This window comes from Streptomyces sp. NBC_00637 (assembly GCF_045161545.1).
GTDB lineage: Bacteria > Actinomycetota > Actinomycetes > Streptomycetales > Streptomycetaceae > Streptomyces.
Window position 1 is genome coordinate 315,207 of sequence record NZ_CP109046.1, and the last position, 26,337, is coordinate 341,543.

Genomic DNA, 26,337 nt, shown 5'->3' on the forward strand with positions numbered 1-26,337 from the left:
CCCGTGCAGTAAGCGCTATCTATGCTGACGTGCGTGGATCACGAAGGCGCCACCGAGGACTCCTACTTCGACTACTGCCCCTGGGACTTCGTACGCCGGGCCTCTTCCGCGCAACGAGCGGCCCAGGTCGCGTACCAGGAGACGCTGGCCGAGGCCGGCGCGAGTTTCGGGGCGCGCTGCTACGTCTCCTCGGCCGCTGCCGTGTTCGCCGACGTTCTGCGTCTGGGCGCCGATTCCTACATCGCGGGGTACGCGTACGTCACGGGTGAGGTGCGGGCCGGGCGTGACTGCTGCGTCAACCCGTACGCGACGGTGCGCGGGCACGTGACGCTCGGGGACGGGGTGCGTATCGGCGCGCATACTTCCCTGCTCGGCTTCAACCACGGTTTCGCGCCGGACCGGTTCGTGCACCGGCAGCCGCTGACGAGCAAGGGCATCGTCATAGGGGACGACGTGTGGATCGGCTCGAACGTCGTCGTCCTGGACGGGGTGACGATCGGCGATCACTGCGTCGTGGGGGCGGGGGCGGTCGTCACCAAGGACCTGGCGCCGTGGACGATCGCCGCCGGCAACCCGGCCCGGCCGCTGCGCGATCGTCGCGGACACGGCGGAGCGGCGGCGGTCACACCGGACACGCGCCTGGGTGACGCCGTGGCCGAGTTCGCCGAGCGCGCCCGGGGGCAGGCCGCCGAGGTGCTGGCCCGTTGCTGGAGCGACGAGACCGGCCGCTACAGCGACCGGCCGGGCGTTTCGGCGACGGTGCGCGCGCACTGTGACGCCGTGGAGATCGCCGATCTGCTGCTGGGCGCACCGCCCGAGCAGCTGACCGCGGCCGAGCATGCCGAGCGACTGCGTGTGCTGCAGGATCCGGTGAGCGGGTTCGTCCCCGAGCTCGCCCCTGAAGGCGGGCCCGGCGTGCTGCCCGCGCCGGCCCGCGACGGGTGGATCGAGGACGGCGCCGCCGAGTACCACGTCCTTTCGGTGGGCAGCGCGCTGGAGTTGCTGGGTTCGCGGTTCGCCCACCCGGTGCATGTCGTGGACCGCATGACGGCCGGTCAACTGGTGGCCCGGCTGGAGGCGTTGCCCTGGCGGACCCGGGCCTGGTCGGCGGGCGCGTGGGTGGACTGCTGGGCGACCGGGGCGTATCGCGATCGTGAGTCGCCGGGTGGGGCGCGCGGCGAACCGGGCACCCTGGAGGCGCTGTTCGGCTGGCTGGGGACGCGGGTGGATCCGTTGACGGGAATGTGGGGCTCGACACCGTCCCCCGCCGACGGCCGGCTGCAACTGGTCAACGGCTACTACCGGTTGACCCGCGGCTCGTTCGCCCAGTTCGGGCTTCCCGTGCCGTACCCGGAGCGGGTGGTGGACAGCGTGCTGGCCCACGCGCGTGATCCGCGCTGGTTCGCGTCGGGCCGCCAGAACGCCTGCAACGTCCTGGACGTGGCGCATCCACTGTGGCTCACGGGACGGCAGACCCGTCATCGGGAGGATGAGGTGCGGGCGTGGGCGAAGGAGCAGTTGGTGTCGGCGACGGCGCGATGGCGTGACGGCGTGGGTTTCGGCTTCGGTCCGGCGGGAGAGGGCGGCTCGGGTCCCGGCCGCGAGCCGGGACTGCAAGGCACCGAGATGTGGCTGGCCATCGTCTGGCTGCTGGCCGATCTGGTGGGGGTGGCGGACCGTCTGGGGTACCGGCCGCGGGGTGTGCACCGCCCCGAGCCGGGCCGCTCGCCCGTGTTCACGATGCCCCACCAGGGTCCGTCGTGAGAATCCGTTCCCTGCGCACACGGCACCGACCGGGCCAAGGCGGTCGTCGGTCGTCGTAGAAGAACAGCGCGAGATCCTCCATGGACCCGGCCCGGTCAGGAAGCCCTCGGCCAGGGCGATCTCCTTCTCCGCCGGCACCCGGCCCTCTCGAAGAATCCTCGGTGTACGGCGCGAGCCGACCGCCGTGCAGGGTATTGGTCGCAACCACGATGTCCGCCACCACCTGCCGCTCCGCGGTGTCACGGACCCATCGCCCCTCCTGCGCCTCCTCGATGGCGGCCGACCACCATTCCCAGGCGCCGTCCAGCCGGGCTGTGAAGGTATCCGTCCCGAGAGAATCCCAAGCCCGCCGACCGGGCCGGCCGACGCGACACCTCGAAGCGCAACCTTTGAGTTGCACCTCGCTCGGCGATGTGCAACTCTGAAGTTGCATCCGATGGTGACGACGAAGGAGTACCTGATGAGCGAGGACCGGATCGAACGCGACACCCTGATCGAAGCTCCGCTGGAGCGGGTGTGGTCGCTGGTGGCCCAACCCGCGTTCTGGGTGGCCGACAAGGCCACCCTGCCCGGGACCGTGGCCAGGGAAGGCGAGTCGATGGTGGCGAAGAACGCCGAGCACGGCTATTTCCCGGTACGCGTGGAGAAGGTCGAGCCGCCGACCTACCTGGCGTACCGCTGGACCAGCGCGTTCCCCGGCGAGGAACTGCGCGAGGACAACAGCACCCTCGTGGAGTTCACGCTGACCCAGGAGGGCGACCGGACCCGCCTGCGCGTCGTCGAGAGCGGGTTCGCGGCGCTGGCCGGGTCCCAGGAGCTGCGCAGTCAGAACCTCAAGGACCACAGCGCGGGCTGGCCTCTGGAGCTCGACGCGCTCAAGGCCCGCGCGGAACAGTCCTCCACGTGACGGAAGAGCGTCCCGGCGCCGCCGAGGTCGTCGACAGCGTCCTCGGCGCGCTGGCCGATCCGACGCGACGCCGGCTGCTCGACCTGCTCGCCGCACAGGGCGAGGCCACTGCCACGACGCTCGCCGAACGGTTGCCCGTCTCGCGGCAGGCGGTGGTCAAACACCTCGCCGTCCTGGACGCCGCCGGGCTCGTCTCCGGCGGCCGGGTCGGACGAGAGGTCCGCTACGCGGTGAGGCCCGCGGCATTGGACACGACGGCGCGATGGATGGCCTCGCTCGCGGCCGACTGGGACCGGCGTCTGGCCCACATCAAACGCGTCGCCGAGGCAGCGGAACGGGATCCGGGTTCGGGTTCGGATCCGGCACGCTCCGAGTGAAAGAGAGGCACGTCATGCGGCTTTGACGCGCCCTGGTTGTGATCCGGGCCACACGATGTCACACATCGCCTCCGTCCGACGTCATGTGTGCGAACCCGAGCGAACGGAGCACAGACCATGACGCAGCACACGGGCAGCCGGACGGCAGTCATCGTGATCGGCGGCGGATACGCCGGAGTCCTCGCGGCCAACCGCCTGACCGGCCGCGAGGACGTGGCCGTGACCCTCGTCAACCCGCGGCCGACCTTCGTCGAGCGCCTGCGCCTGCACCAGCTGGTGGCAGGGTCCGGCGACGCGGTCGTCGACTACAAGGACGTCCTGAGCGACCGCGTCACGCTCGTGGTCGACACCGCGACCGGGATCGACCGGGAGGCGCGCACGGTCTCGCTGGCCGGCGGCGGCACGGTCGGGTACGACCACCTGATCTACGCGGTGGGCAGCCGCAGCGGCGCGCCGGAGGTGCCCGGCGCGGACAGGTTCGCCTATCCGATCGCGACCTTGGAAGAGGCCGAGCGGCTGCGCCGGGCCGTGGCCGCCGCACCCGCCACCGCGGCGCTCACCGTCGTCGGCGGCGGCGCCACCGGCATCGAGACCGCGGCCGAGCTCGCCGAGGCGGGCCACGCCGTCACCCTCGTCTGCGGAGGACGGCTCGGCCCCTACCTCCACCCCAACGGCCGCCGCTTCGTCGCCAAGCGCCTGGCGGCCCTCGGCGTGACCGTCCTCGAAGGCCCCGGCACCAAGGCGGCCTCCGTGACGGCCGACGCCGTACGTCTCGCCGACGGTCGCGAGGTGTCAGGCCACCTGACCATCTGGGCCGCCGGCTTCGGCGTTCCCGACCTGGCCGCCCGCAGCGGCCTCAGCACCGACGAGTCGGGCCGCCTCCTCACCGACGAGACCCTGACCAGCATCGACGACGACCGCATCGTCGCCGCCGGGGACGCGGCCTCGCCGTCGGGCCTCGCCTACCGGATGGGCTGCCAGTCCGCCGTCCAGCTCGGCCCGCACGCCGCCGACGCCGTGCTCCGCCGGATCGGGGGCGGGCGGCCCGCAGCCGTCAGCATCGCCTTCGCCGGGCTGTGCGTCAGCCTCGGCCGCGGCGCGGGCATCTTCCAGTTCGCGCGCAGGGACGACACCGCCGTCCGCTTCTACGTCGGCGGTCGCGCGGGCGCCCGCGTGAAGGAGTTCGTCGTCTCCCACACCGTCAAGCAGCTCTCCGACGAGGCGGAGAAGCCCGGAGCGCGGGTCCTGAAGGTCAAGGACGACTCCCGGCAGCAGCGCGTCCAGGCCGCGAGCCGGCCCGTCCACGTGCCGTAGACCTCCGGAGCGGGAGCCCGGGCTCCCCACTGCCCGACGCCCACACCCTGATGCCCGCTCCCCCGGCCCGGCCCCCTGGGGCGGGCCGCCATGGAAGGATCCGAGGATGCGAGACCACGCCGCGGACCCGGCGACCGACGCCTTCGTCGCCCATCGCAACCTGCTCTTCACCGTCGCCTACGAGATCCTCGGCTCGGCGGCCGACGCCGAGGACGTCCTGCAGGAGACCTGGTTGCGCTGGTCCGAGGTCGATCTGGCACAGGTCCGCGACCAGCGCGCGTTCCTCGTGCGCGTCACGACGCGGCGGGCGCTCGACCGGCTGCGGGCCCTGCGGCGCCGCAAGGAGGCCTACGTCGGCCCCTGGCTGCCCGAGCCACTGCTCACCTCGCCCGACGTCGCCGAGGACGTCGAGCTCGCCGAGAGCCTGTCCATGGCCGTGATGCTCGTCCTGGAGACCCTCTCCCCCACCGAACGGGCGGTGTTCGTGCTGCGCGAGGTCTTCGACGTCGGCTACGACGAGATCGCGGAGGCGGTCGGCAAGACCCCCGACGCGGTCCGCCAGATCGCCCACCGCTCCCGCAAGCACATCGACGCCCGCCGCCCCCGCCAGGTGGTCTCCGCGCGCCAGGCCCAGGCCGCCCTCGCGTCGTTCCGGCACGCCGTGCAGACCGGTGACCTGCAGGGCGTGCTCGACGTGCTCTCCCCCGACGTCGTCCTGATCAGCGACGGCGGCGGTGTCAGGAGCGCCGCGCTGCGGCCCGTCACAGGCGTCGCGAAGGTGGTCCGCCTGCTCCTCGCCGCCCTCGGCAACAAGGAAGGCAGACTGACCGCCGAGCCCACCACCGCCAACGGCGAGCCGGCGCTCCTCCTGCGCGTCGACGGCGAGATCGACAGCGTCATGGCGCTGCGTGTCGAGGACGACCTCGTCACCGGCATCTACTTCGTCCGCAACCCCGCCAAGCTCACCCACATCGCCGCCGCCACACCACTCACGCTCGACTGATACCGGAACCGAGGAACCGATACCGGAACGGCCGCCTAGGTGGCCTGTCGGCCGGCGCGCTGCGCGAGATCCGGGACAGAGGCGAGCGCGTCAACGTCGTCGGGCGCCCTCAGATGAGTTCGGGCTGCGGTTCCGGTTCACGCTCCGGTGCGGTCCTCGGCTCCCCCGGCGCGGCGTTCCGTGCGAAGCCGTAGACCACGGAGGCCATCGCCAGCACGAGAAGCGGTCCGGACACCCACGGATGCTCGGCCATCTGCAGCGGCAGGTAGCGATAGGACAGCAAGAGCGCGGCGAAGACCGTCGTGCCGTAGGCGACCAGTTGGATTCCCGATCGGTCCCAGCCTCGGTCGAGCGAGCGCAGAGCTGCCTCGATCGTGCAGGCGAACACCACCCCGGCGATGAGGTCCACCCCGTAGTGGTAGCCGAATCCCAGGGTCGCGGTCAGTGTGGCGATCAGCCAGAACGTGCCGGCGAATCGCAGCACCCGCGGGCTGTTCCGGGAATGGATGAAGATCACGGTGGCCCACGCCGTATGCAGGCTCGGCATGCAGTTGCGGGGGGTGATCTCGTCGAACGGCATGTGGTGCGGGATTTTGATCGGCGACGGCGTGATCGGCCACAGATCGCCCACGGCCCACTGCTCGCTGGGCGGCGTCGGGGACCAGAGACTGACCGATGCCCAGTGCTCGGCGCCGGTGCCGTAGGCGAAGACCGGCCCGACCACCGGGAAGATCATGTAGATGGCCGGCCCGAGAAGGCCGATCACCAGGAAGGTGCGCACCAGGTGATGCCCGGGGAAGCGGCGTTCGGCCGCCACATTGCGCAGCTGGTACAGCGCCACGACGACCGCGGCCACGGCGAGCTGGCCGTACACGATGTCGAGGAAATTGAAGCCGATGGAACCGGTGGCGGTGATGACACGGCCTGCCAGCCAGGACGGTTCGCCCAGCGCGTGATCGGCGGTCGCCACGTACTGGTCGAGCACCATGGGCCGGGTCTTCGAGGTGATGATCAGCCAGATGTCGCCGGCCTTGCGACCGGCCACCAGCAGCAGGCCCAGCCCGACGCCCTTGAGCAGCAGGACACGTTCCTCGCCGGTGCGGCGCGTGACGGCGATGACCGCACAGCCCACCATCACCCACAGCGCACCGTTGCCGAAGGGGTGGCCACCCGTGACCTTGACGTCAGCGGCCCACCGGACCACCAGGAAAACGACGTCGATACCGAGCGCGGCTCCCATGGCGATGAATCGTTGCCGCCAGGTGAGAACCACCATCATCAACGCCAAACTGGCGTACAGCAGGAAACCGGATTTGGGAGGGAATATCAGCTCTCCCACCTGATTGCTGATCGGGCCCGGCAGACCACAGCGTCGCGCCGCGACTTCCAGCGCGACGAGGAATCCAAGCGCGACCACACCCGCCGTGCCCCACAGCATGACCCGCTGGTGACGCCCCACGGAGTACGCGGTTCTGTCTTTTATTCGCGAGAGCGCCTGCACTGCTATAGATATCAATTACTTGACCAATGTGCTCGATTTGACTCAATAGGTTACTTATCACACCAGATGGCGTGCTTTCCCGGTGAAGAACGGGTAATGGGGGGCGTTCATCGCGAGTTCGAACATGTTAACGGAGCGGTGCGGGTGGGTTAAGCCCAAATGTGCGGCACCGACCGGCCGCCCTCGCGGATGCTCTCGATCCTCGGCGCCGGGAGACCCGGCGGCGAGGCGGCACGGCGGCATGGCGGCATGGCGGCACGCGCCGAGGGTCATCACCGACCTGCGGGGTGCAACGGAAGGTGTCCCCACTGCCCGCCATCAGCGGAGAGCTGCGCCCGCGCCGGGAAAACCGGTTCAGCCGGTGGAGCGGGCGTGCACGCTCACGGCATAGCCGCCGCCCGGACGGTAGGGGTCGCCGTCCCAGGTGGCGAAGCGCTGCCTCAGCGTCAGTCCGGCCCGCGTGCACCAGTGGTCGAACTCCGTCAGCGTCACCGTCGGTTCCGGCAGTGGCAGGTGTGCCGCGTCGAGTCCCATGCCGGTGACCAGCAGTCCGCCCGGCGTCAGCACGGCGGCCAGCTGCCGGACCACGTCCGGTCCGGTACCGGGGGCCAGCAGGGGAATGACGTTCCCGGCGGCGAGCGCCAGATCGAAACCCGGTTCCAGACCGAGGTCCTCCAGGCGGGCGAGGTCGCCGTGGAGCCATTCCTGGTCCGGGGCGACCCGGCGCGCGACGGCCAGCATGGAGTGGTCGACGTCCACGCCCGTGCAGACGTGCCCCAGCTCGGCGAGCCGGATCGCGATCCGCCCGGTACCGCAGCCGGCGTCGAGTACACGGGCGGCAGGATTCAGAAGGGTGTCGCAGAAGGTGGCCTCACCGTGGACGTCGTGACCCGACTCCGCGAGCCGCGCGAACCGCAGCGCGTACTCCTCTCCGCCCTGCCCACCTGTCAGTTCCGCCCAGCGGTCGCGTCGGCTGCTCATGGCTTGCGTGCCTCTCCGTGGTCAGGGCGAGGACGACGGTGCCATCGCGCGTTCCCATCGTAGATACAGGCGCCGGGGCCGCTCGGACCGTGTCCGGTCAGCGGCCTTCTCTTGCGGCCCGGCCCCTGAAGAAGTCGTCCCCTCTGTGGAGGACTGATCGACCGGCCTGCGGCGGATCAGGTGGCCGGCAGGACGCCGGTCAGTCGATCGGCTCGTCGATCCACCGGAACCAGGCCCGTGCGCCGTCGATGTGCAGCAGGAACTCGGCGACCGGTCCCGTTGGGGCGACGAGCTGGAGCTTGTCGTTGATCTCGCCCACCACGGAGTCCCAGTCCTCCCACTCCTCCGCCTCGGTCGACGCCAGTTCCCGCTCGAACAGCGGCCCCACCTCGGCGAAGCCCGCGGCCGGCACGAAGCGCCCGTACAGCCAGGGAAAGTCGCCCTCCTCCACGATGATCTCGCCGGCGACTTCCGCTCCCCGGCGAAGCTGCCAGACCTCCCCCTTGGTCCACACCTCGACCACCCCATCCACGTTCTCGGACCGATAGCGCGGAGCATTCCACACGGGTCTGACACAGCTCGCGGGGCAGAACGGACCCCTGGTCCCACAAAGTCGCGCGCCGTACGGTCGCCGCGTGAACCGACGGGCCGATCACCGAGACGCGGCCGGATCGCCCGCACCTCGGTCGTTCGCCGTCGGGCCGGTGCGGACGACGGCTTGGTCGCCATGGGGGCCGAACAGGTGCAGGATCTCCACCGCTTCGGCGTCGGCGGGGCCGAACCAGTGGGGTTCACCGGTGTCGAACTCGGCCACCTCGCCCGGCTGGAGAGTCATCTCGCGCGCCCCCAGGATGAGGCGGAGCCGACCGGCGAGCACGTAGAGCCATTCGTAGCCGGAATGGGTCACCAGCCTCGGCTCGCGGTGCGCGAGGACCTGTTTGAAGACCTGGACGCGGCCCGGATACTGCGTCAGCGGGACGAGGACACTTCCGCGGTCCCTGCTTCGAGGCTGCAGATGGACCCGCGGATCCCCGGTGGCCGGAGCCGTCACCAGCTGGTCCAGCGCGACGCGGTGGGCGCGGGCGAGCGGGATCAGGAGGTCGAGCGTCGGGCGCCGTCGGCCCGACTCCAGGCGCGACAGCGTGCTGACGGAGATTCCGGTGTCCTCCGAGAGGGTTTCCAGGGTGAGTCCGCGGTCCCGCCGCAGGGCGCGCAGCCGGGGCCCGATGCTGTCGAGGAGTTCCGCGAGTTCGGCATCCATGCGGTCATTTTTGCAGTGTTCGCAAATTTCCTGGGCCCGGCCCCTCCCCCGGCCCGAGCCTGGGCGGCACCCGATCCCGATCCCGTAGAAGGGGCCTCCCGTGCTCACGACATCGCTGCCCGCTCCACCCTCCCCGCTGAGCGCGCGCCGACGCTGGACGGTACTGGCCGTCTGCGCGCTCAGCATGTTCCTGGTGGGCGTCGACACCACCATCGTCAACGTGGGCCTGCCGGAGATCGGGAGGGGCCTCGATGTGGGCACCCGTGATCTGGAGTGGGTGGTGAACGCCTACACCGTGGTCCTGGCGAGCCTCCTCATCGTCTCCGGCGCGATCGCGGACCGCCTCGGACGCCGCCGCGTCTTCCGGTGCGGACTGCTCGTCTTCGGCCTGGCCTCCCTCGCGTGCGCCCTCGCCCCGTCACCGGGTGTGCTGATTGCCGCCCGGGCCGTCCAGGGCGTCGGTGCCTCCATGCTCAGCCCGGTGGCCCTGGCGATCGTGGTGAACGCGATGCCCGACCGCCGGGAGAGGGCCCGGGCGATCGGCGTGTGGGCGTCGGTCTTCGGGCTCAGCATGGCGGCGGGTCCGGTGACCGGTGGGGCGCTCATCGCCGCGTTCGGCTGGCGTTCGGTGTTCTGGATCAACGCGCCGGTCGTCGTCACCGCCCTCGTCCTGGTCGCCGTGTTCGTGCCGGAGTCCCGCGCCGAGCGCGTGCGCCGTCTCGATCTGCCGGGCCTGGTACTCCTCGGTGTGGTCCTCGGTCTCTTCGTCGGTGTCCTCATCGAAGGCCCTGGCATCGGCTGGGCCTCGCCCGCCGCTCTCACCTGCTATGTCCTGATCGCGGCGGCGACGGTGGCGTTCGTCCTGGTCGAACTGCGCCGCGGCGAACCGCTCATGGACCTCGGGCTCTTCCGCCGACCGCCGTTCGCGACGGCGGTACTCGGCGCCATGGCGGTGTTCGTCGCGCTCAATGTGAGCCTGCTGCTCAACACCCTCTACCTTCAGCAGTCCCGCGGCTGGACACCGTTGGAGAGCGGTGCCGCGACCCTGCCCATGGCACTCGGGGCCACCTTGGGCGCGCCCTGGTCCGGCGCTCTGGTCGGGCGCGTCGGACCTCGGCGCCCGCTGATCCTCGCGGGCCTCTTCACCACGGCCGGCGGACTGTGCCTGGTGAACCTGGGCCAGGACACGAGCGTGCCGTTGATCCTCCTCGCCCACCTGCTGATCGGCGTCGGGTTCGGCTTCGCCAACGCCCCCCTCACCAACACCGCGGTCAGCGGCTTGCCACTCTCCCGGGCCGGCGTTGCGGGGGCGATCACCTCCACCGCGCGCCAGGTCGGTGCGGCGGTCGGCATCGCCCTCGCCGGGGCTCTGGTCGCGGGCGCCGGCCCCACCGGCATCGCCGCCGCGTCGCATCCCGGCTGGCTGCTCGTCGCGGCCTGCGGACTGTTCCTCCTCGTCGTGGCGCGCGCGTCGCAACCCGCGGCCGTCGACTCCCCCTGACTAACCCCGCCCACCAGACCCAGACCGCGAGGTGTCTCACGAGGTGCCGGGTTTCGGTGTCGGGTGCGGGCGGTCGGTCCGGCGGGATCGGAGGCCGGCGGTCCAGGTGGAGGGGGCGTGGCCCGTCTGCCGCCGGAAGAAGGTGGTGAAGTTGCCGGCGTCGTGGAATCCGAGGCGACGCGCGCACGCGCCGACCGGCAGGTCGGTGTGGGCGAGGAGCCGTTTCGCTTCGAGCAGGATGCGCTGGTCGAGGAAGGCCTTGGCGCCGGTTCCGGTAGCGGCGCGGGTCGTCCGGGTGAGAGTGCGCGTGTCGTAGCCGAGCGCCGTTGCGTAGTCGGCGACGTGATGCCACTGGGTGAAATGGTCCTCGACCGCGGCGCGGTAGGCGTGAAAGACCTCGAGCGCCCGGTTGCCCGATGCGTGGTGCGGGCGCGGTGCGGATGTCGCGGGAAGTACGCGCAGGACCAGCGCCGCCAGAAGGTGCGAGAGCAGTGCGGCGGATGCCAGATGCGGTGCTCGCGCCGCCGCGCGGTGCTCGCGGTCGAGATGCTCGGCGGCCGATACCGCCAGGGGCAGGACCTCGGACGGTACGCGCCAGCAGACGGGTGGGGTGACGTCCACGGTCTCGAGGCCGGGACGGGGCAGGAAGCCCGGCCGGAACAGGATCAGGAAGCCGTCGAGACGATCGACGTCGCTCCATCGATGCACGACACCGGGCCTGATCCACACGACGCTGCCTTCGTGCAGCGGGTAGTCCCGGAAGTCTGCTTCGTGGGCGCCGCTGCCTTCGGTGATCAGGGCCAGGACGTGGAAGTCGGGCCGCTGCAGTCGTGTGCGGCGTTCGTCGGTGTCCGTCGTTCGCAGGCCAGCGAAGGTGAGCACCTCCACTCCGTAGGCGGCTCCGACAGCGGGGAGGTACCGCAGCTGCCGCACGGAAGTGTCCGTTTTCCACAACAGGTCAGTCTCTTTTCGACAGGGCGAACGACTCGGTCCCCGTAGCGTCGTATCCCGTCGTAACCCTTACGAGAGCAGGTCGAACGCCACGGTGCGGGAGAGTTTCCCACGGGGTTGATCGCCTGTCGCAACAGTGGAGAGAGGCGCGGAAGTGCCGAATAACGCAAAGAGTGTGGCCGTGGCCGGTGGTGGCCTGGCGGTGCGGACCGGGGGCGGGGGTGGCGGACCGGCGTTGGTGTTCACGCACTACTGGGGTGGTTCGGCGGGCACCTGGGACGAGGTCGTCCGTCGCCTGCCGTCCGAGCAGGCGACGGTCCGCTTCGATCAGCGCGGCTGGGGCCTGTCGCGGCAACTGCCGGGGCCGTACCACCTCGACCAGCTCGCCGACGACCTCCTCCGGGTGGTCGAGGAGTGCGTCGCCGGCCCCTTCGTCCTCGTCGGACACTCGATGGGCGGCAAGGTCGGCCAACTGGTCGCGGCCCGGCGTCCTAGCGGGCTGGCCGGGTTGGTCCTGGTCGCGCCCGCCCCCGCACTGCCGCCGGCCGGCGTCACGGACGAGTACCGACAGGGCCTCTCCCACGCCTACGACTCGCCCGAGACCGTGGGAAACGCCCTTGATCACGTCCTGACCGCCGCCGCCCTGCCGCAACGGGTACGCGAGGCGGTCGTACGGGACGGCCTCGCCGCCTCGGCCGATGCCCGCACGGAGTGGCCGCTGCGCGGGATCGCGCAGGACGTCACCGAGGAAGCCGAGCGCATCACGGCCCCTGTGTGCGTCCTGGCCGGTGAGCACGACAAGGTCGAGCCGCCCCACGTGCTGCGCGCGTGCCTGCTGCCGTACGTTCCGCAGGCGACCCTGACCATCGTCCCCGGCGCCGGACATCTGCTGCCTCTGGAGGCTCCCGCAGCGGTTGCCGACGCCCTGGGCGGCTTCCTGGCAACCGTCCGCGGCTGAGATGGCGTGTCTTGCGGGTCCCGCCTGCGGCACGCCCCAGCCCTCCGTGCGCCTCCACCGCACTGGTCAGTGGCTGCCCGCGAGCTCGCCGCTGAGCGTCTCGTGGATCCGGGCGCTGGGCTCGTTCAGTCCGATGATTTCGACCGTCTTGCCGCGCTGGGCGTACTTGGTCTCGACGGCGTCCAGGGCGGCCACGGAGGAGGCGTCCCAGATGTGGGCGGCGGACAGGTCGATGACGACCTTGTCCGGGTCGGTGGCGTAGCCGAACTGCCCGACCAGGTCGTTGGAGGAGGCGAAGAACATCTCTCCGGTGACCCGGTAGACCACGGTGCCGCCGTCGGGGTCGGTGGAGGCCGTGACCTCGGCGAGGTGGGCGACGCGCTTGGCGAAGATGACCATCGCGGTGATCGAGCCGACGACGACGCCGACGGCCAGGTTGCTGGTGGCGACCACGCACGCGACGGTGACGACCATGACCGTGATCTCACCGGCCGGCATCCGCTTCAGCGTCTTCGGGGCGATGGAGTGCCAGTCGAAGGTCGCGAACGACACCATGGCCATCACCGCGACCAGCGCCGCCATGGGGATGTCGGAGACGACCGGCCCGAAGACGACGCACAGCACCATCAGGAACGAGCCCGCCAGGAACGTCGACAGCCGGGTACGGGCCCCGGAGACCCGCACGTTGATCATCGTCTGACCGATCATGGCGCAGCCGCCCATACCGCCGAAGAAGCCGGTGACGATGTTGGCGATGCCCTGACCGATCGACTCGCGGGTCTTGGAGGAGTGGGTGTCGGTGATCTCGTCGACCAGCTTCGCCGTCATCAGCGACTCCATGAGACCGACCAGTGCCATGGCGAGTGCGTACGGGGCGACGGTCGTCAGGGTGTCGAGGGTGAACGGCACGTCCGGCAGACCCGGCACGGGCAGGGAGGACGGCAGTTCGCCCTTGCCCCCGACCGTCGGCACCGCGATGCCGGCGGCGACCGTGACGACGGTCAGGACCACGATCGACACCAGCGGCGCCGGGATGACGGTGGTGACCTTCGGGAAGAACACCATCAGCGCCAGCCCCACCCCGATCAGCGGATACACCGGCCAGGGCACGTGCGTCATCTCCGGTACCTGCGCCATGAAGATGAGGATGGCAAGGGAGTTGACGAAGCCGACCATCACCGAGCGGGGCACGAACCGCATCAGCTTCGCCACCCCGAGCGCGCCGAGCACGATCTGGAAGACGCCGGCCAGGATCACGGCGGCGACCAGGTAGCCGAAGCCGTGCTCGCGGTTCAGCGGCGCGATGACCAGGGCGACGGCGCCGGTGGCCGCCGAGATCATCGCCCGGCGCCCGCCGACGACGGCGATGGTGACGGCCATGGTGAACGAGGCGAACAGGCCGATGGCCGGGTCGACCCCGGCGATGATGGAGAAGGAGATCGCCTCGGGAATCAGGGCGATCGCGACCACCAGGCCGGCCAGTATCTCGGTGCGCCAGACCCTCGGATCACGCAGCCAGTCGGGTGTGAGACCACGTTGCCGCATGGCGGGAGACAGTGCGGAGGGAGACAACGAAGCGGTTACCTGTCGTGCTCGGGCCCGCCCCTGGAGGAGGACAGGCGTTCTGAAGACGGCGCGGAAGGCCGAGGCGGCATCCGCGATCGGCCCCCTGACGGACCGGGAGGCGAGGACAGAGCACCGTGACGCGCTCGGGCAGGCGTCAAGGCCCTGGCCAGGGGTGAAGCGTCAGGCGTGAGGGGCAAGGCGTTGAACGGCCGGGGTGAGGGTCACGGCGGGCAGGCGACGGCGCAGGTCGCGGCGCCGGGCACCATGGACTCGCGCACGCATCTCTCCCGCGGGACTCGGATTCATCGCCGGGGGCGGCATCGGCCCCGACACGGCAGCAGTCGGGCCTGGATCACTGACGCCCGCACCGCACACTGAGGACTGCTCACGGACTCAGCAACCAGATGGGCAACTCTACCCTAACGTTAGAGTAGAGATCGGCGGCCCAGACGGGCAGCGACGCCGACGGAGTCGTCGGTGACGGCGTCGGCCTCGGTGACGGTGACGGTGACGAGAAGGGTCGGATCAGGGGACATGGACGGCAAGCACATGCAGATCGGCGAGGTCGCCGCGCGGACCGAGCTGTCGCTGCGCACCATCCGGCACTACGAGGACACCGGCCTGGTCGTCCCCTCGGCTCGTTCGCAGGGCGGCTTCCGCCTCTACACCGACAGCGACGTCGCCCGTCTGATGATCGTCCGCCGCATGAAGCCGCTCGATTTCACGCTGGACCAGATGCGCGAGTTGCTCGGGGCGACCGACCGCCTCGACTCCGGCGAGGAACTGTCCGCCGACGAGCGGGAGGAACTCCTGGAGCGTTTGCGGGGCTTCGAGGAGGCCGCCCAGCAGCGGGTCCTCGACCTGCGCACCCAGCTGGAACGTGCCGAGGAATTCGCCGCGACGCTACGCGGCCGGCTCCGCGGCGCCGACCGCCCGGACGTCGCCCCCGCCGGCTGACTCGTGACGTCGCGCCCACCGGCTGACTCGTGACCCCGTCAGCGTGCGGATTGAGGGTCGGTGGCTTGGCGGGTGTGAGGACGGCGGACTACGGGGGCTGAGGGAGCGTGTCCTCAGCCTCGGGATGTCCCCCCGCCTTCTGCCCCGCGAGGCTCCGCGTCAGGACCGGGCGAGGACGCAGAACTCGTGCCCCTCCGGGTCGGCCAGGCACGTCCACGGAACATCGCCCTGGCCGAGGTCGAGGTCGGTGGCGCCGAGGGCTCGCAGCCTGGCCACCTCCGCCGCTTTGTCGTCACGGGGGCCCGGCACCAGGTCAAGATGGACGCGGTCCGGCACGGTCTTCACGTCGGGCGTGCGGAGGAACTCGAGGTGCGGACCGCCACCGCCGGCGGAACGCAACGTCGCATGATCGTCGCTCACCTCGTGCAGGGTCCAGTCCAGCGCCGCGTCCCAGAACCGGGCCATCGCCCGCGGGTCCACGCAGTCGACCACCACCGCGGCGATCGGCCCGGTGTCCCGGTAGGTCTCCCGAGGCTCCAGCACGCAGAACTCGTTGCCCTCGGGATCGGCGAGGACCGTCCACGGCACCGTGCCCTGGCCCACGTGGACGGGTGTCGCACCGAGAGCCTGAAGGCGCGCGACCAGCTCCGCCTGATGCGCCGCGGAGGTGGTGGCGAGATCGAGGTGCACGCGGTTCTTCGTCGTCGTCTTGGGCTCCGGGACCGTGACGACGTCGATGCCGACGACGACCGGGTTGAGCCAGTCGAAGCCGACGGGGTGGACGGCGGTCACGCCGGATCCCCCGCTGTGCACACGCCAGCCGAGCGCCTCGGCCCAGAACCGCCCGACCGCCGAGTCGTCAAGGGCCTTGATGTTCACCTGGACCGGTCGCAGTGTCATGCCGACGATCCTAGGCACACGCTCCGCAACGACATCCGCGGACCGCATGACAACGCTGTTCGTTCGCAGGGGGAATCACGAGCCCCGGCCACTCGGCCCGGGTGCTCCCCTCGTAGCCTCGGCACATGACTGATGATCCATTCCGGTGCCGCTGCGTTCTGTGCCATGACTACGGCGATCTAGACGAAGCGGACCGGCTCGGCCTGACGATCATCGAGAACGTACGGAAGCACGGCTGGCATGTCGTGATGGTCCCCGAGGACGACATCGGGCCTGGCTTCGCCTACACGATCGGCCTGTCGCACACCCACGGCGCGCCCGAACTCGCCATGTTCGGGCTCGACGTCCATGCCATGCACCGCGTACTCAACCGGCTCGGAGAGAAGGCGGCGGGCTCCACCCTCGCCGACGGCCAGAAGCATCCTGACGTCGTCGACGGCCACGAAGTCGCCCTCAGGAAGGTCGATCTCCGCTGGTACCGGACCTTCTTCGGGCGGGCCATCGGGTTCTACCGGCGGCCCCCCTTCCCGGTGCTGCAAGTCGCGTGGCCCGACGCGGACGCCCGTTTCCACTGGGAAGAGCAGGCTCGGCAAGGGCACCGCGAGTCACAGCCTCGGTTGTGGCTGCCGCCGAGTGAGCACCCAGTCGGCGTCTGGACCAGCGAACTCTGACGCCAGAAGCACCGGCCGGCGCCAGGCGCGCCCGACATGCGTGTCCTCCGTCGCCGAGCGGGCATACGCAGCCGAGGCCGTTCGACCGGGCCGGAGTGGCGGGCCGATCACTCTGCCGCCAGGCTGACGCCAGGCGGCCGGCGGCCGGCCGGCGAGGCAGCTGCCGACGGCGGTCGTACCGGCACGTAGGACGGGACGGACCGACGCGCAAGGGGACTGGTTCCACATGCAGATCGACCTGGCGGGACGCACCGCCCTGGTGACGGGCTCGACGCAGGGCATCGGCGCGGCGATCGCCGCCGGGCTCGCGCGTTCCGGCGCCCGGGTAGGGGTCAACGGCCGCGACGAGCGGCGGGTCGCGGAAAGTGTGGCGCGACTGGCGGCGGAGGTACCGGGGGCTTCCTTCGTGCCCGTGACCGCCGACGTGACGAACGAGGACGGCGCACACCGTGTCGTGGAGGCGCTGCCGCAGGTGGACATCCTCGTCAACAACCTCGGCATCTTCGGCTCCGCCGACCCGCTGGAGATCAGCGACGAGGAATGGCGGCGCTACTTCGAGGTGAACGTGCTGGCCGCGGTACGGCTGACCCGGCTGTACCTCCCCGGCATGACCGAACGCGGCTGGGGCCGGATCCAGTACATCGCCAGCGACTCGGCTGTCGTCATCCCGGCCGAGATGATCCACTACGGCATGTCCAAGACCGCGCTCCTCGCCGTCGGCCGCGGCTTCGCGAAGCAGGCGGCGGGCACGGGGGTGACGGTCAACTCGGTCATCGCCGGTCCCACCCACACCGGCGGCGTCGAGGACTTCGTCTACGAACTCGTCGACCGCGACCTGCCGTGGGAGGAGGCCCAGCGCGAATTCATGCGGAAGCACCGGCCGCAGTCCCTCCTGCAACGGCTGATCGAGCCGGAGGAGATCGCCCACATGGTCGTCTACCTCAGCTCCGACCAGGCATCGGCCACGACGGGCGGAGCCCTGCGGGTCGACGGCGGGTACGTGGACTCGATCCTGCCCTGACGACGAGTGCGCGGAACGGGGGGAACGCGCTCGGTCGAACCACCGCCACCCCGTCGCCCGGGTTCGCATCTCGCACATACCGGTCAGGTTCCAGCCGCCTGGCCGGGCGGGCGGGGGCGCCTCAGACGTGCAGGTCGGGTCGGTAGACGAGTTCCTGGATGTTCCCGTCGAGCGTGTGGTGCTCGATCAGCTCCAGGTCGAAGTCGGCCGCACCCTGGAAGATCGGGTCCAGACCGGTCCGACCGGTGATCACGGGGAAGAGCGTCACCTGGACGCGGTCGACGAGCCCGGCGGCCATCAGCGCCCTGTTCATCGACAGGCTGCCGTGCGAGCGCAACGGCACCTCGGACTCCTTCTTGAGCCGGGCGACGACGTCGACGGCGTCGCCGCTCACGACCTGCGCGTCGGGCCAGTCGAGGGGTCCTTCCAGCGTGGTCGACACCACCGTTGCCGGCAGGCTCCTCATGCGGGTGACCCATGGGTCACGTACCTCGGACTCCTCGGTGCTCGACGCCAGCATCTGCGCGAACAACCGGTACGTGTTGGCCCCGAGGACCATCCGCTGCTCCTCGCCGTACAGGGCGAGACGGTGGTCCAGGAGCTCGGGGCCCTGCTTGCCCCAGTAGCCGGTCCAGTCGCCGCCGGCGGCGCCGAACCCGTCGAGGCTGGAGAAGACGTCGAATGTGTAGGTGGCGGTCATGGTGCCGTCCTCCGGTGAGCTCGTCGGTCGCGTGTTGTGGATACAGACTGGCCACCACGACGAAACTCATCGCCACGCCACGCCATGGCACGGCACCCGACAACCGCTCCACTCCTCATGTCGGACTTGCCGCGGCGACCCTCGTGAGCCGCTGTCGGTGACCGTCGTCGAGCCGAGATGTGTCCGTGGTCGGCCATGCGCGGTCGTCCACCGTCAGGAACGGCTCGTCCAGTACGGTCGCCGGGGTGGTGCCGGTGAACGCCATGACGTCCCGATGCAGGTGGGACTGGTCGCAGTAGCCGCCGTCCGCCGCGACGCGGGCGGCGCCCTCGCCCGCGACCAGCCGGTGCACGGCACGGTCGAAGCGGACCAGTTTCGCGGCTGCTTTCGGTGGAAGGCCGATGTAGGAGTGGAACCGGGACCACAGACGCTTGCGGCTCCAGCCGAGTTCGGCCGCCAAGTGGTCGATCCGGACGCGGCCCCCGTCGACGACGATCCGGTTCCAGGCCCAGGCCACCGCCGGATCCACCGCCGAAGACACCGGCGACCGCTCGTCGAGCCGACGGGCGAGCACCGCGTCCGTGAAGGCGAAGCGGTCCTCCCACGAGGGCAGTTCGCCCAACCGCTCGCGGATCCGTGACGCCGCCCGGCCCCACAGGTCGTCGAGGGACACCAGCGAGCCGGTCAGATCGGCCGGACGAACACCCAGAACCGTCCCGGCGACCACAGGGGACAGGCGCACCTGCACGCACTCGACCTGTTCACCCCACGCCCGCACGCCGCCTCCGGAGCCGAATCCCGGCCCGGCTACGAGACTCCCCCCATACCGACGGCCGGAACCGTCCTCCACGGTGGAAGGGCTTGCACCGAACTCCAGCACCAGCATCACGGCCGGGTGCGGAACCATCCGCAGACCGCCGACGAGCGGGCCGGGGACCCGGAACCCGGCCATGTCGACACCGGCGATCCGGCCGGGCCGCCGCGGACGCGCTACGCCCCACCCGGCGGGCCCGTCCCGTTTCCCCGTCGTGGACCCCATCCCCAAATGCTACGCGGGCGGAGGAGGGAATCGAGGAAGTAGCAGAGGAGGGAACAGCGGAGGGAACATTCGTCCAAGCCGCCGGTGAGCGCGGGCGGCGACAGTGGATCCATGACTCCTCCCGACAGGCACCCTCGGAAGACCGGCAACGCGGACACCACCGAGGAGACGACCCTCCATCTGGAGCACGGCGGCCTCCACGTCAGGCAGGACGGCCCCCGCGACGCCCCCGTGCTCGTGCTCATCCATGGATCCGCCGCGTCGAGCCGTTCGTGGGACGCGCTGGTTCCGCTGCTGACCGAGCTCCATCGCGTCGTCCGGGTCGACCTGCCGGGGCACGGCCGCTCGGCCGAGCCGGTCGGCGGCGATTACGCGATGCCCGAGCAGGGACGCCGGATCGGCGTGGCACTGGACCGGCTCGGTATCGAACACGCCGTCGTCGTCGGCCACTCCAGCGGTGGCTATGCCGCCACCGCTCTCGCCGAGCAGCGACCCGACCTGGTGACCGCGTTCGCGCTCATCAACACGGGCCCTCACATGGAGGCCTTCATCGGTCCGGGGACCGGCGCGATCGACCCCGCGCAGTGGCCACCGACCGACGAGCAGATCCGCCGGTTCGCGAGCACCGCGTTCCACCCGGGCTATCAGATCCCACAAGTCCTCGTCGACGAACTGCGCGGCATGACCTACGGCGCGCTCGCGGCGGCGACGCTGGCGGCCACCGCCTATCTCGGCGAGCGGCCGCTCCCGGCTCGGTTGAGGGACCTCGGCAAGCCACTGCAGGTGATCTTCGGCGACCAGGACCGCAGATGGCGGCCGTCGTCCGCAGCGGACTACCTCGTCGTTCCGGGCGCGGACGTCGCGTTGCTGCCCGGTGCCGGCCACACGCCCATCCTGGAGGCCCCATCACGGACCGCCGCCCTTCTCCTGCCCTTCGCCGCGCAGCACACCGCCCAGGTCCCCGGCGCCACTTGAGGCATGGGGACAGCGTCCGGCAGCGGCGGGAGTCGGGTGGCGTCGTGTCCGTTGGTGCCGGCCGGCTGGTGAGGGTCGCGGCGAGCGCGAGGTGGATGAACGCGTGCGGCCGCGGAATGCGGAAGTCAGCCCACGACGTGGAACTCGTTTCCCCCGGCGTCGAGGAACTCACCGGATTCCCCAGCGCGATGCGTGACCTCCAGCCGCAACCTGTTCCGCGCGGTCTTCGGCGCCGCGGGCGGACCCATCACCAGCGAGACGGTGCTGGTGGGCCTTTGGCGCAGCCGGACGCCCCAGTCGTGGGACTCGACGGCATGCCAGTCGGCCTGGGACTCCCAGAAGGCCCGCTGCGCGTAGCGGTCCTCCTCGGCGACGTCGAGGCAGATCGCGACGAGGCCGGAGTCCGCGAGAACGCCGGGGTGACCGGGACGGAGCACGCAGAACTCGTTGCCCTCCGGATCGGCCAGCACATCCCACGGGACGTCCCCCTGCCCGATGTCGACCCGCGTCGCGCCGAGTGTGAGCAGGCGCGCCACCTCGGCCTCCCAGTCCGGTCCCCCGGCCAGGTCGAGGTGGAGCCGGTTCTTGTACGCCGCCTTCGCCTCCGCGCCCGGCACGCACCGCAGGCGCAGACCGCCCGTCCGGCCCCGCGTCGCGTCCAACCAGAAACGGTCCATGCGCGCGACGTCCAGCGCGTCGATCACGATCCCGGTCAACATCCCGTTCTCCCCCAAGCCGTCATACGGTCGCGGCTCATCGTCGGCCTCGACCCGCCTCCGCTGCCGTCACCTCCACAGCACGCCGTCGTCCTCGTGCTCACACGTGCTAAACGCGATCATCTCGCGCAGCAGGCCGCCGGGCACGGGCCTGCCGTACGTGAACCCACGCGGGCCGGCCCCACTTGATCGCCTCGCTCGCCTCGGGGACCACTTCGAGAGCCGGCTCCTGCAGCGTCTCGACGCGGCTACGCTTTGAGTCATGCAGGGGACGCGCCTCTCCACCGCTCGGATCCGGGCGGCTCGTCGGGTGATCGACCCGATGTTTCTCGACACTCCGCTGTACCGCTGCGAGGCGCTGGAGCCCCACCTCGGCTGCGAGGTGAGCGTCAAGCTGGAGACGGCGAACCCGGTCCGCAGCTTCAAGGCCCGGGGCACCGAGGTCGTCGCGAGCCTGCTCGCCGACGAAGGGCCGCGAGCCGTGGTGTGCGCCAGCGCGGGCAACCTCGGCCAGGCCCTCGCCTGGTCCGGTCGCGGCCGGGGGCTCGACGTGACCGTCGTGGCCTCTCGCTTCGCGACCGCCGCCAAACTCGACCGCATCCGCGCGCTGGGCGCCAGGTTGGAGCTGGTGGACGGCGACCACGAGACGGCTCGCGAGCGGGCGGCGGCCATCGCGCGCCAGGACGGCATCCGGCTGCTCGAAGACAGCCTGGACCTCGAGACGTGCGAGGGCGCGGCGACGATCGGCCTGGAACTGGCGGACACCGCGGCGTCGTTCGACACCGTCCTGATCGCGCTCGGCGGCGGGGCGCTGGCCACCGGCGTGGGGCACGTGATGAAGGCCCTGGCACCGAGTGTCCAGGTGATCTGCGTCCAGCCGCTGGGCGCACCGGCGTTGACACACTCGTGGCACAGTCGACATGTCGTCACCACCGACTCGACCGACACCATCGCCGACGGCGTCGCCGGCCGGTATCCCGTCCCGGCCGTCCTGGACGACCTCCTCCTGGTCGCCGACGACGCCGTCCTGGTCCGGGAGGCGTCGATCATCGCCGGTATGCGCATGCTCCTCGACCACGCGGGCCTCGTCGTCGAACCGTCGGCCGCGCTCGGCATCGCAGCGATCCTCGAAGACCGCGACCGCTTCGCCGGGCGACACGTGGTCACCATCGTCTGCGGCAGCAATGTCGACCCAGAGGCCCACCGCCGCTGGATCGGCACCGCTCCGGCCGACAGGGCTTGAGCATGTCGCCGGTCCGACGGTCGCCGCCCCTCTTCGTCCTCGTCGTCGACGGCTGCCGGAAGCGCGTGTGTCACGGCGGGTCTCAGGTTCCGACGGCGTCCGCGATCCGGCGGGCGGCCTGGGCCGGTGTGAGGTGGGTGGTGTCGACGACCTCGGCCTCGGCGTGCAGCCAGGTACGGGCTGCCTCTGCGTAGGGCTCGAGGTAGGCGAGGCGGAACGGGGAAGGGCCGACACTCGCGCCCTCGATGCGCCCTCGGAGGGTGTCCTGGTCCGCGTGGAGGACGAAGTGCCGTACGGGAATGGCGTATTGGGCGAGGCCCGTGCTGATCTCACGCCAGTACTGCTCGACCAGGACCGTCATGGGCATCACCAGGGTGCCGCCGGTGTAGTCGAGTACGCGGCAGGCGGTCTCGACGACGAGCGGCCGCCACGGCGGCCAGTGCTGGAAGTTGTCCGTCCCGGGCAGCCCCGGCGTGATGTCCATCAAGGTCTCGCCGACCTTCTCGGCGTCGAAAACCCGTGAATCGGGGATCAGTTGCTGCACGAGTGCGCTGGTCGTCGTCTTGCCCGCGCCGTGCGTGCCGTTGAGCCATACGATCATGGGCCCACGCTAGTGCCCCGCAGGCATCCGCTGCCCGGTCGGCGTCCGCGACGGTCGCGGCGCGGGCTCGCCGCCGTCTTTCCTCGCCCGGGCCTCAGGCGGTCCGGCGTGAGCGGCCCCAGCGGCGGCGCGTCCACCACTGCCGGCCGGACCGGCTGTCCGCGATGCGGTCCTGGAGATTGTGCGGCAGATCGCCCGTCCGCCGGGCGAGCTCTTCGAACGCCGACAGGTAGGAGCCGTCGCTTCCTCGCAGCTCGCGCTCGCGTTCCACGTAGGGCCGGGCCGCCTGCCAGACGCTGACGATCCGGTATCGCAGGAGGGGCAGGAAGATCTCCTCGTCGACGATCTTGAAGACGGTCAGGTTGGCGAGGGACTGGTAGTAGTACACGACGTTGCAGAAGGCCGCTTTCGCGTCGTAGGGCAGCCCGCGCACCCCGCCGTCCGCAGCGTGCTCCTGCTGGAGCCGGGCGCACACGTAATCGTGCTGATCGTGGAATCCGGCCGACCGGAACTCGGCCAGCAGATTGATCATGGCCTGGATGTTGTTCGCGTGCCGGCTGATGCGGGTCTGCCGCACGCCGAGCCAGGTGGGCACGGCGATGGCGATCACCGCGATGATCACCGGGAGGACGTTGACCAGGAAGGTTTTGACCATCCGGTCGACGCTAGGCACGGGCCGCCACGGATGGGATGGATGGGACGTTCCTGATCCCTTCGTCGCGTGATCTGCCTGGATTCGGAGCTTCGGAGATCACCTCGCGCCCAAAGGTGCTCGACATCGCTCCGGATGCCGTCGGACGGCGCCGCCGGCCGGCCGGGGTGATCGAGGAAGCCAGATGCACCCGATTTGTGCGATTAGTCCATGATCGCCCTATGCTGTTGTCCGGGAGAGCTCGAGCAGTCGGACATGCCGGTTCAACACCGGCGGGAAGCGGGCTTCCATGGCTGAGCGATTCAAAAGGTTGGGATTGGTCGGCGAAGTGTCGGCCGAGTTCCTCGGCACCATGATTCTCATTCTCTTCGGCTGTGGTGTGGTGGCCCAGGTGGTCGCCGGTGGCGCGCTCACGACACCACCGGGGGGACTCGGAAATCACGACAGCATCGCCTGGGCCTGGGGCCTCGGCGTCACCCTGGGTGTCTACGTCGCGGCGCGACTGAGCGGCGCCCATCTCAATCCGGCGGTGACGGTCGCCCTGGCCACGTTCAAGGGCTTCCCGTGGAGCAAGGTGGCGCCCTACGCGCTGGCCCAGACCGCCGGAGCCTTCGTGGCGGCTCTCATCGTGCGGTGGAACTACACCGAGGCACTGGCGAAGGCCGACCCGGGACACACCATCAAGACACAGGGCGTGTTCTCCACGCTCCCCGCCAACGGCAATCCGAACCTGCCGGTCCACGAGTGGGGCGCGTTCCGTGACCAGATCATCGGCACCGCCATCCTGCTGCTGCTGATCCTGGCCGTCACGGACCTGCTGAACACGCCGCCGGGTGCCAATCTGGCCCCGTTCATCGTCGGTCTGATCGTCGTGGCCATCGGTATGGCGTGGGGCACCAACGCGGGTTACGCGATCAACCCGGCGCGTGACTTCGGGCCCCGATTGGCCAGCTTCATCACGGGCTACGGCACAGCATGGCGAGATCAGTACGGGAATCTCTACTTCTGGGTGCCGATCGTCGGTCCCCTGATCGGCGGCCTGCTCGGCGCGGGCCTGTACAAGGCCTTCATCGGTCGGTTCCTGCCGACCGCGGAGCCGGAGCCTCCCGGCCGAGTTCCGGCCCCCGAGGAATGACACCCACAGCAGAGGCGGCAACCCATGGCTGACTTCGTGGGCGCGGTGGACCAAGGCACCACCAGCACCCGATTCATGATCTTCGACCACTCCGGCAACGAGGTGGCGAAGCACCAGCTGGAGCACGCCCAGATCCTTCCGCGCTCGGGGTGGGTCGAGCACGACCCGGTGGAGATCTGGGAGCGCACCAACTCGGTGATGCAGAACGCGCTGCGACACGGCAACCTCTCCCCCGAGGATCTGGCGGCGATCGGCATCACCAACCAGCGCGAGACCACCGTGGTGTGGGACCCGCGCAACGGACGCCCCTACTACAACGCGATCGTCTGGCAGGACACCCGCACCGACTCCATCGCCGCGGCCCTGGATCGCTCGGGCAAGGGCGACGTGATCCGACGCAAGGCGGGGCTGCCGCCGGCGACCTACTTCTCCGGCGGCAAGATCCAGTGGATTCTGGAGAACGTCGACGGCGTCCGCGAGGCGGCGGAACAGGGCCACGCCCTGTTCGGCAACACGGACGCCTGGGTTCTGTGGAACCTGACCGGAGGTCCCGACGGCGGCGTCCACGCCACCGACGTGACCAACGCCAGCCGCACCATGCTGATGGACCTGGAGACCCTCGACTGGGACGACGAGCTGCTGGGCTTCTTCGACATCCCCCGGCAGATGCTGCCCACGATCAACCCGTCCTCCCACCGCGAGGCGTTCGGCGTGACCCGCACCTCCCGGCCACTGCGCGCCGCCATCCCCATCTGCGGGGTGCTCGGCGACCAGCAGGCCGCCACGGTGGGGCAGGTCTGCTACGCGCCGGGCGAGGCCAAGAACACCTACGGCACGGGCAACTTCCTGGTTCTCAACACCGGTACCGAGCTGGTCCGTTCGCAGCACGGACTGCTCACCACCGTGGCGTACCAGTTCGGCGACAGCCCGGCGGTCTACGCCCTGGAGGGCTCCATCGCCGTCACCGGGTCGGCGGTGCAGTGGCTGCGCGACCAGATGAAGATCATCAAGGATGCCGCGGAGAGCGAGTCGCTGGCGCGCACCGTCGAGGACAACGGCGGAATGTACTTCGTGCCCGCGTTCTCGGGTCTGTTCGCCCCGTACTGGCGCTCGGACGCCCGCGGCGCGATCGTCGGCCTGGCCCGCTACAACGACAACGGGCACCTGGCCCGGGCGACCCTGGAGTCCATCTGCTACCAGAGCCGCGACGTGGTCGAGGCCATGGAGCAGGACTCCGGCGTCCACCTCGACGTGCTCAAGGTGGACGGCGGCGTCACCGCCAACGACCTGTGCATGCAGATCCAGGCGGACGTCCTCGGCGTACCGGTCAGCCGTCCGGTCGTCGCCGAGACCACCGCGCTCGGCGCCGCCTACGCGGCGGGCCTGGCCACCGGTTTCTGGCGCGACACCGACGAACTGCGCACCCACTGGCAGGAGTCCAAGCGCTGGGAGCCCCAGTGGTCCGACGATCAGCGCGCGGAAGGTTACGCGGGCTGGAAGAAGGCCGTGGAGCGCACGCTCGACTGGGCCAAGGTCGAGTAACCCGACACCGGCGAGCGCCGCCCGAGAGCGTCGGGCGGCGCTTGCCCGTGCCGCGTGGCGGAGCCGACCCGTCCGCATATTCTCCGTACCGGCGACCGACA

26 protein-coding genes are annotated in these 26,337 nt (G+C 70.5%); 14 read left to right on the forward strand and 12 right to left on the reverse strand.

Annotated elements, in window-relative coordinates; all coding sequences use genetic code 11:
* Positions 1–33 precede the first annotated feature (33 nt).
* The 5 genes from OG440_RS01345 (at position 34) to OG440_RS01365 (ending at position 5,365) form a co-directional block, all read left to right on the forward strand.
* A complete protein-coding gene (locus tag OG440_RS01345; protein WP_406004956.1) occupies positions 34–1,764 on the forward strand; it encodes an acyltransferase in 1,731 nt (576 codons plus the stop codon).
* Positions 1,765–2,224: 460 nt separating this feature from the next.
* A complete protein-coding gene (locus OG440_RS01350) occupies positions 2,225–2,671 on the forward strand; it encodes an SRPBCC domain-containing protein (RefSeq protein WP_406011218.1) in 447 nt (148 codons plus the stop codon).
* Positions 2,668–3,048, forward strand: coding sequence for an ArsR/SmtB family transcription factor (locus OG440_RS01355; RefSeq protein WP_406004957.1), 381 nt, complete (start codon positions 2,668–2,670; stop codon positions 3,046–3,048). Before OG440_RS01350 ends, OG440_RS01355 begins: the two co-directional genes overlap by 4 nt.
* Before the next feature lie 117 nt (positions 3,049–3,165).
* Positions 3,166–4,362 carry an NAD(P)/FAD-dependent oxidoreductase gene (locus OG440_RS01360; RefSeq protein ID WP_406004958.1) on the forward strand — a complete coding sequence of 399 codons (1,197 nt, stop codon included), beginning with the start codon at positions 3,166–3,168 and terminating at the stop codon, positions 4,360–4,362.
* Positions 4,363–4,468: 106 nt separating this feature from the next.
* On the forward strand, positions 4,469–5,365 hold the full coding sequence (locus tag OG440_RS01365) for an RNA polymerase sigma-70 factor (RefSeq protein ID WP_406004959.1): 897 nt from the start codon (positions 4,469–4,471) through the stop codon (positions 5,363–5,365).
* A 109-nt stretch (positions 5,366–5,474) separates the two neighbouring features.
* Here the strand turns inward: OG440_RS01365 and OG440_RS01370 are convergent, their stop codons facing one another.
* From OG440_RS01370 to OG440_RS01385, 4 genes are all read right to left on the reverse strand, one after another.
* A complete protein-coding gene (locus OG440_RS01370) occupies positions 5,475–6,803 on the reverse strand; it encodes a phosphatase PAP2 family protein (protein WP_406004960.1) in 1,329 nt (442 codons plus the stop codon).
* A gap of 417 nt (positions 6,804–7,220) precedes the next feature.
* The gene (locus OG440_RS01375; protein WP_406004961.1) at positions 7,221–7,847 is read right to left on the reverse strand and encodes a class I SAM-dependent methyltransferase; all 627 of its coding nucleotides are present in this window, start codon (positions 7,845–7,847) and stop codon (positions 7,221–7,223) included.
* Between the two features lie 199 nt (positions 7,848–8,046).
* Positions 8,047–8,370, reverse strand: coding sequence for a hypothetical protein (locus tag OG440_RS01380; protein WP_406004962.1), 324 nt, complete (start codon positions 8,368–8,370; stop codon positions 8,047–8,049).
* 129 nt (positions 8,371–8,499) lie between these two features.
* A complete protein-coding gene (locus OG440_RS01385) occupies positions 8,500–9,108 on the reverse strand; it encodes a helix-turn-helix domain-containing protein (RefSeq protein WP_406004963.1) in 609 nt (202 codons plus the stop codon).
* A gap of 100 nt (positions 9,109–9,208) precedes the next feature.
* Between OG440_RS01385 and OG440_RS01390 the strand changes: the two genes are divergently transcribed.
* The gene (locus OG440_RS01390) at positions 9,209–10,609 is read left to right on the forward strand and encodes an MFS transporter (protein WP_406004964.1); all 1,401 of its coding nucleotides are present in this window, start codon (positions 9,209–9,211) and stop codon (positions 10,607–10,609) included.
* 36 nt (positions 10,610–10,645) lie between these two features.
* On the opposite strand, the gene OG440_RS01395 is transcribed toward OG440_RS01390, so the two are convergent.
* Positions 10,646–11,542: a helix-turn-helix domain-containing protein gene (locus OG440_RS01395; RefSeq protein WP_406004965.1), complete on the reverse strand. Its 897-nt coding sequence runs from the start codon at positions 11,540–11,542 to the stop codon at positions 10,646–10,648.
* A 193-nt stretch (positions 11,543–11,735) separates the two neighbouring features.
* Here OG440_RS01395 and OG440_RS01400 point away from each other — a divergent pair, with 193 nt between their 5' ends.
* Entirely contained in the window at positions 11,736–12,518 is a 783-nt protein-coding gene (locus tag OG440_RS01400) for an alpha/beta fold hydrolase (protein WP_406011219.1), read from the forward strand.
* Between the two features lie 66 nt (positions 12,519–12,584).
* Here the strand turns inward: OG440_RS01400 and OG440_RS01405 are convergent, their stop codons facing one another.
* On the reverse strand, positions 12,585–14,063 hold the full coding sequence (locus OG440_RS01405; RefSeq protein ID WP_406004966.1) for a SulP family inorganic anion transporter: 1,479 nt from the start codon (positions 14,061–14,063) through the stop codon (positions 12,585–12,587).
* A 555-nt stretch (positions 14,064–14,618) separates the two neighbouring features.
* On the opposite strand from OG440_RS01405, the gene OG440_RS01410 reads away from it, so the two are divergent.
* Positions 14,619–15,041, forward strand: coding sequence for a MerR family transcriptional regulator (locus tag OG440_RS01410; protein WP_406004967.1), 423 nt, complete (start codon positions 14,619–14,621; stop codon positions 15,039–15,041).
* A gap of 159 nt (positions 15,042–15,200) precedes the next feature.
* Here OG440_RS01410 and OG440_RS01415 read toward each other — a convergent pair whose 3' ends face one another.
* Entirely contained in the window at positions 15,201–15,941 is a 741-nt protein-coding gene (locus tag OG440_RS01415; protein WP_406004968.1) for a VOC family protein, read from the reverse strand.
* Positions 15,942–16,066: 125 nt separating this feature from the next.
* Here OG440_RS01415 and OG440_RS01420 point away from each other — a divergent pair, with 125 nt between their 5' ends.
* Both OG440_RS01420 and OG440_RS01425 read left to right on the forward strand, forming a co-directional pair.
* Positions 16,067–16,612 (forward strand): DUF4262 domain-containing protein, encoded by a 546-nt coding sequence (locus tag OG440_RS01420; protein ID WP_406004969.1) that lies wholly within the window; start codon positions 16,067–16,069, stop codon positions 16,610–16,612.
* A gap of 226 nt (positions 16,613–16,838) precedes the next feature.
* Entirely contained in the window at positions 16,839–17,633 is a 795-nt protein-coding gene (locus OG440_RS01425; RefSeq protein WP_406004970.1) for an SDR family NAD(P)-dependent oxidoreductase, read from the forward strand.
* 121 nt (positions 17,634–17,754) lie between these two features.
* Here OG440_RS01425 and OG440_RS01430 read toward each other — a convergent pair whose 3' ends face one another.
* Positions 17,755–18,333 carry a dihydrofolate reductase family protein gene (locus OG440_RS01430; protein WP_406004971.1) on the reverse strand — a complete coding sequence of 193 codons (579 nt, stop codon included), beginning with the start codon at positions 18,331–18,333 and terminating at the stop codon, positions 17,755–17,757.
* 115 nt (positions 18,334–18,448) lie between these two features.
* A complete protein-coding gene (locus OG440_RS01435; protein ID WP_406004972.1) occupies positions 18,449–19,372 on the reverse strand; it encodes a helix-turn-helix domain-containing protein in 924 nt (307 codons plus the stop codon).
* 111 nt (positions 19,373–19,483) lie between these two features.
* Between OG440_RS01435 and OG440_RS01440 the strand changes: the two genes are divergently transcribed.
* Positions 19,484–20,347, forward strand: coding sequence for an alpha/beta fold hydrolase (locus tag OG440_RS01440; protein ID WP_406004973.1), 864 nt, complete (start codon positions 19,484–19,486; stop codon positions 20,345–20,347).
* Positions 20,348–20,472: 125 nt separating this feature from the next.
* Here OG440_RS01440 and OG440_RS01445 read toward each other — a convergent pair whose 3' ends face one another.
* Entirely contained in the window at positions 20,473–21,066 is a 594-nt protein-coding gene (locus OG440_RS01445; protein ID WP_406004974.1) for a VOC family protein, read from the reverse strand.
* A 259-nt stretch (positions 21,067–21,325) separates the two neighbouring features.
* Between OG440_RS01445 and OG440_RS01450 the strand changes: the two genes are divergently transcribed.
* Positions 21,326–22,306 carry a threonine/serine dehydratase gene (locus OG440_RS01450; protein ID WP_406004975.1) on the forward strand — a complete coding sequence of 327 codons (981 nt, stop codon included), beginning with the start codon at positions 21,326–21,328 and terminating at the stop codon, positions 22,304–22,306.
* 82 nt (positions 22,307–22,388) lie between these two features.
* Here OG440_RS01450 and OG440_RS01455 read toward each other — a convergent pair whose 3' ends face one another.
* Both OG440_RS01455 and OG440_RS01460 read right to left on the reverse strand, forming a co-directional pair.
* Complete coding sequence (locus tag OG440_RS01455; RefSeq protein WP_406004976.1) at positions 22,389–22,907, reverse strand: ATP-binding protein; 519 nt, start codon at positions 22,905–22,907, stop codon at positions 22,389–22,391.
* Positions 22,908–23,001: 94 nt separating this feature from the next.
* Entirely contained in the window at positions 23,002–23,562 is a 561-nt protein-coding gene (locus tag OG440_RS01460; RefSeq protein ID WP_406004977.1) for a hypothetical protein, read from the reverse strand.
* Positions 23,563–23,848: 286 nt separating this feature from the next.
* Between OG440_RS01460 and OG440_RS01465 the strand changes: the two genes are divergently transcribed.
* Together OG440_RS01465 and glpK are read left to right on the forward strand one after the other, a co-directional pair.
* Positions 23,849–24,694 (forward strand): MIP/aquaporin family protein, encoded by an 846-nt coding sequence (locus tag OG440_RS01465; RefSeq protein ID WP_406004978.1) that lies wholly within the window; start codon positions 23,849–23,851, stop codon positions 24,692–24,694.
* A 24-nt stretch (positions 24,695–24,718) separates the two neighbouring features.
* Positions 24,719–26,236 carry a glycerol kinase GlpK gene (glpK, locus tag OG440_RS01470; protein WP_406004979.1) on the forward strand — a complete coding sequence of 506 codons (1,518 nt, stop codon included), beginning with the start codon at positions 24,719–24,721 and terminating at the stop codon, positions 26,234–26,236.
* Positions 26,237–26,337: the final 101 nt, after the last annotated feature.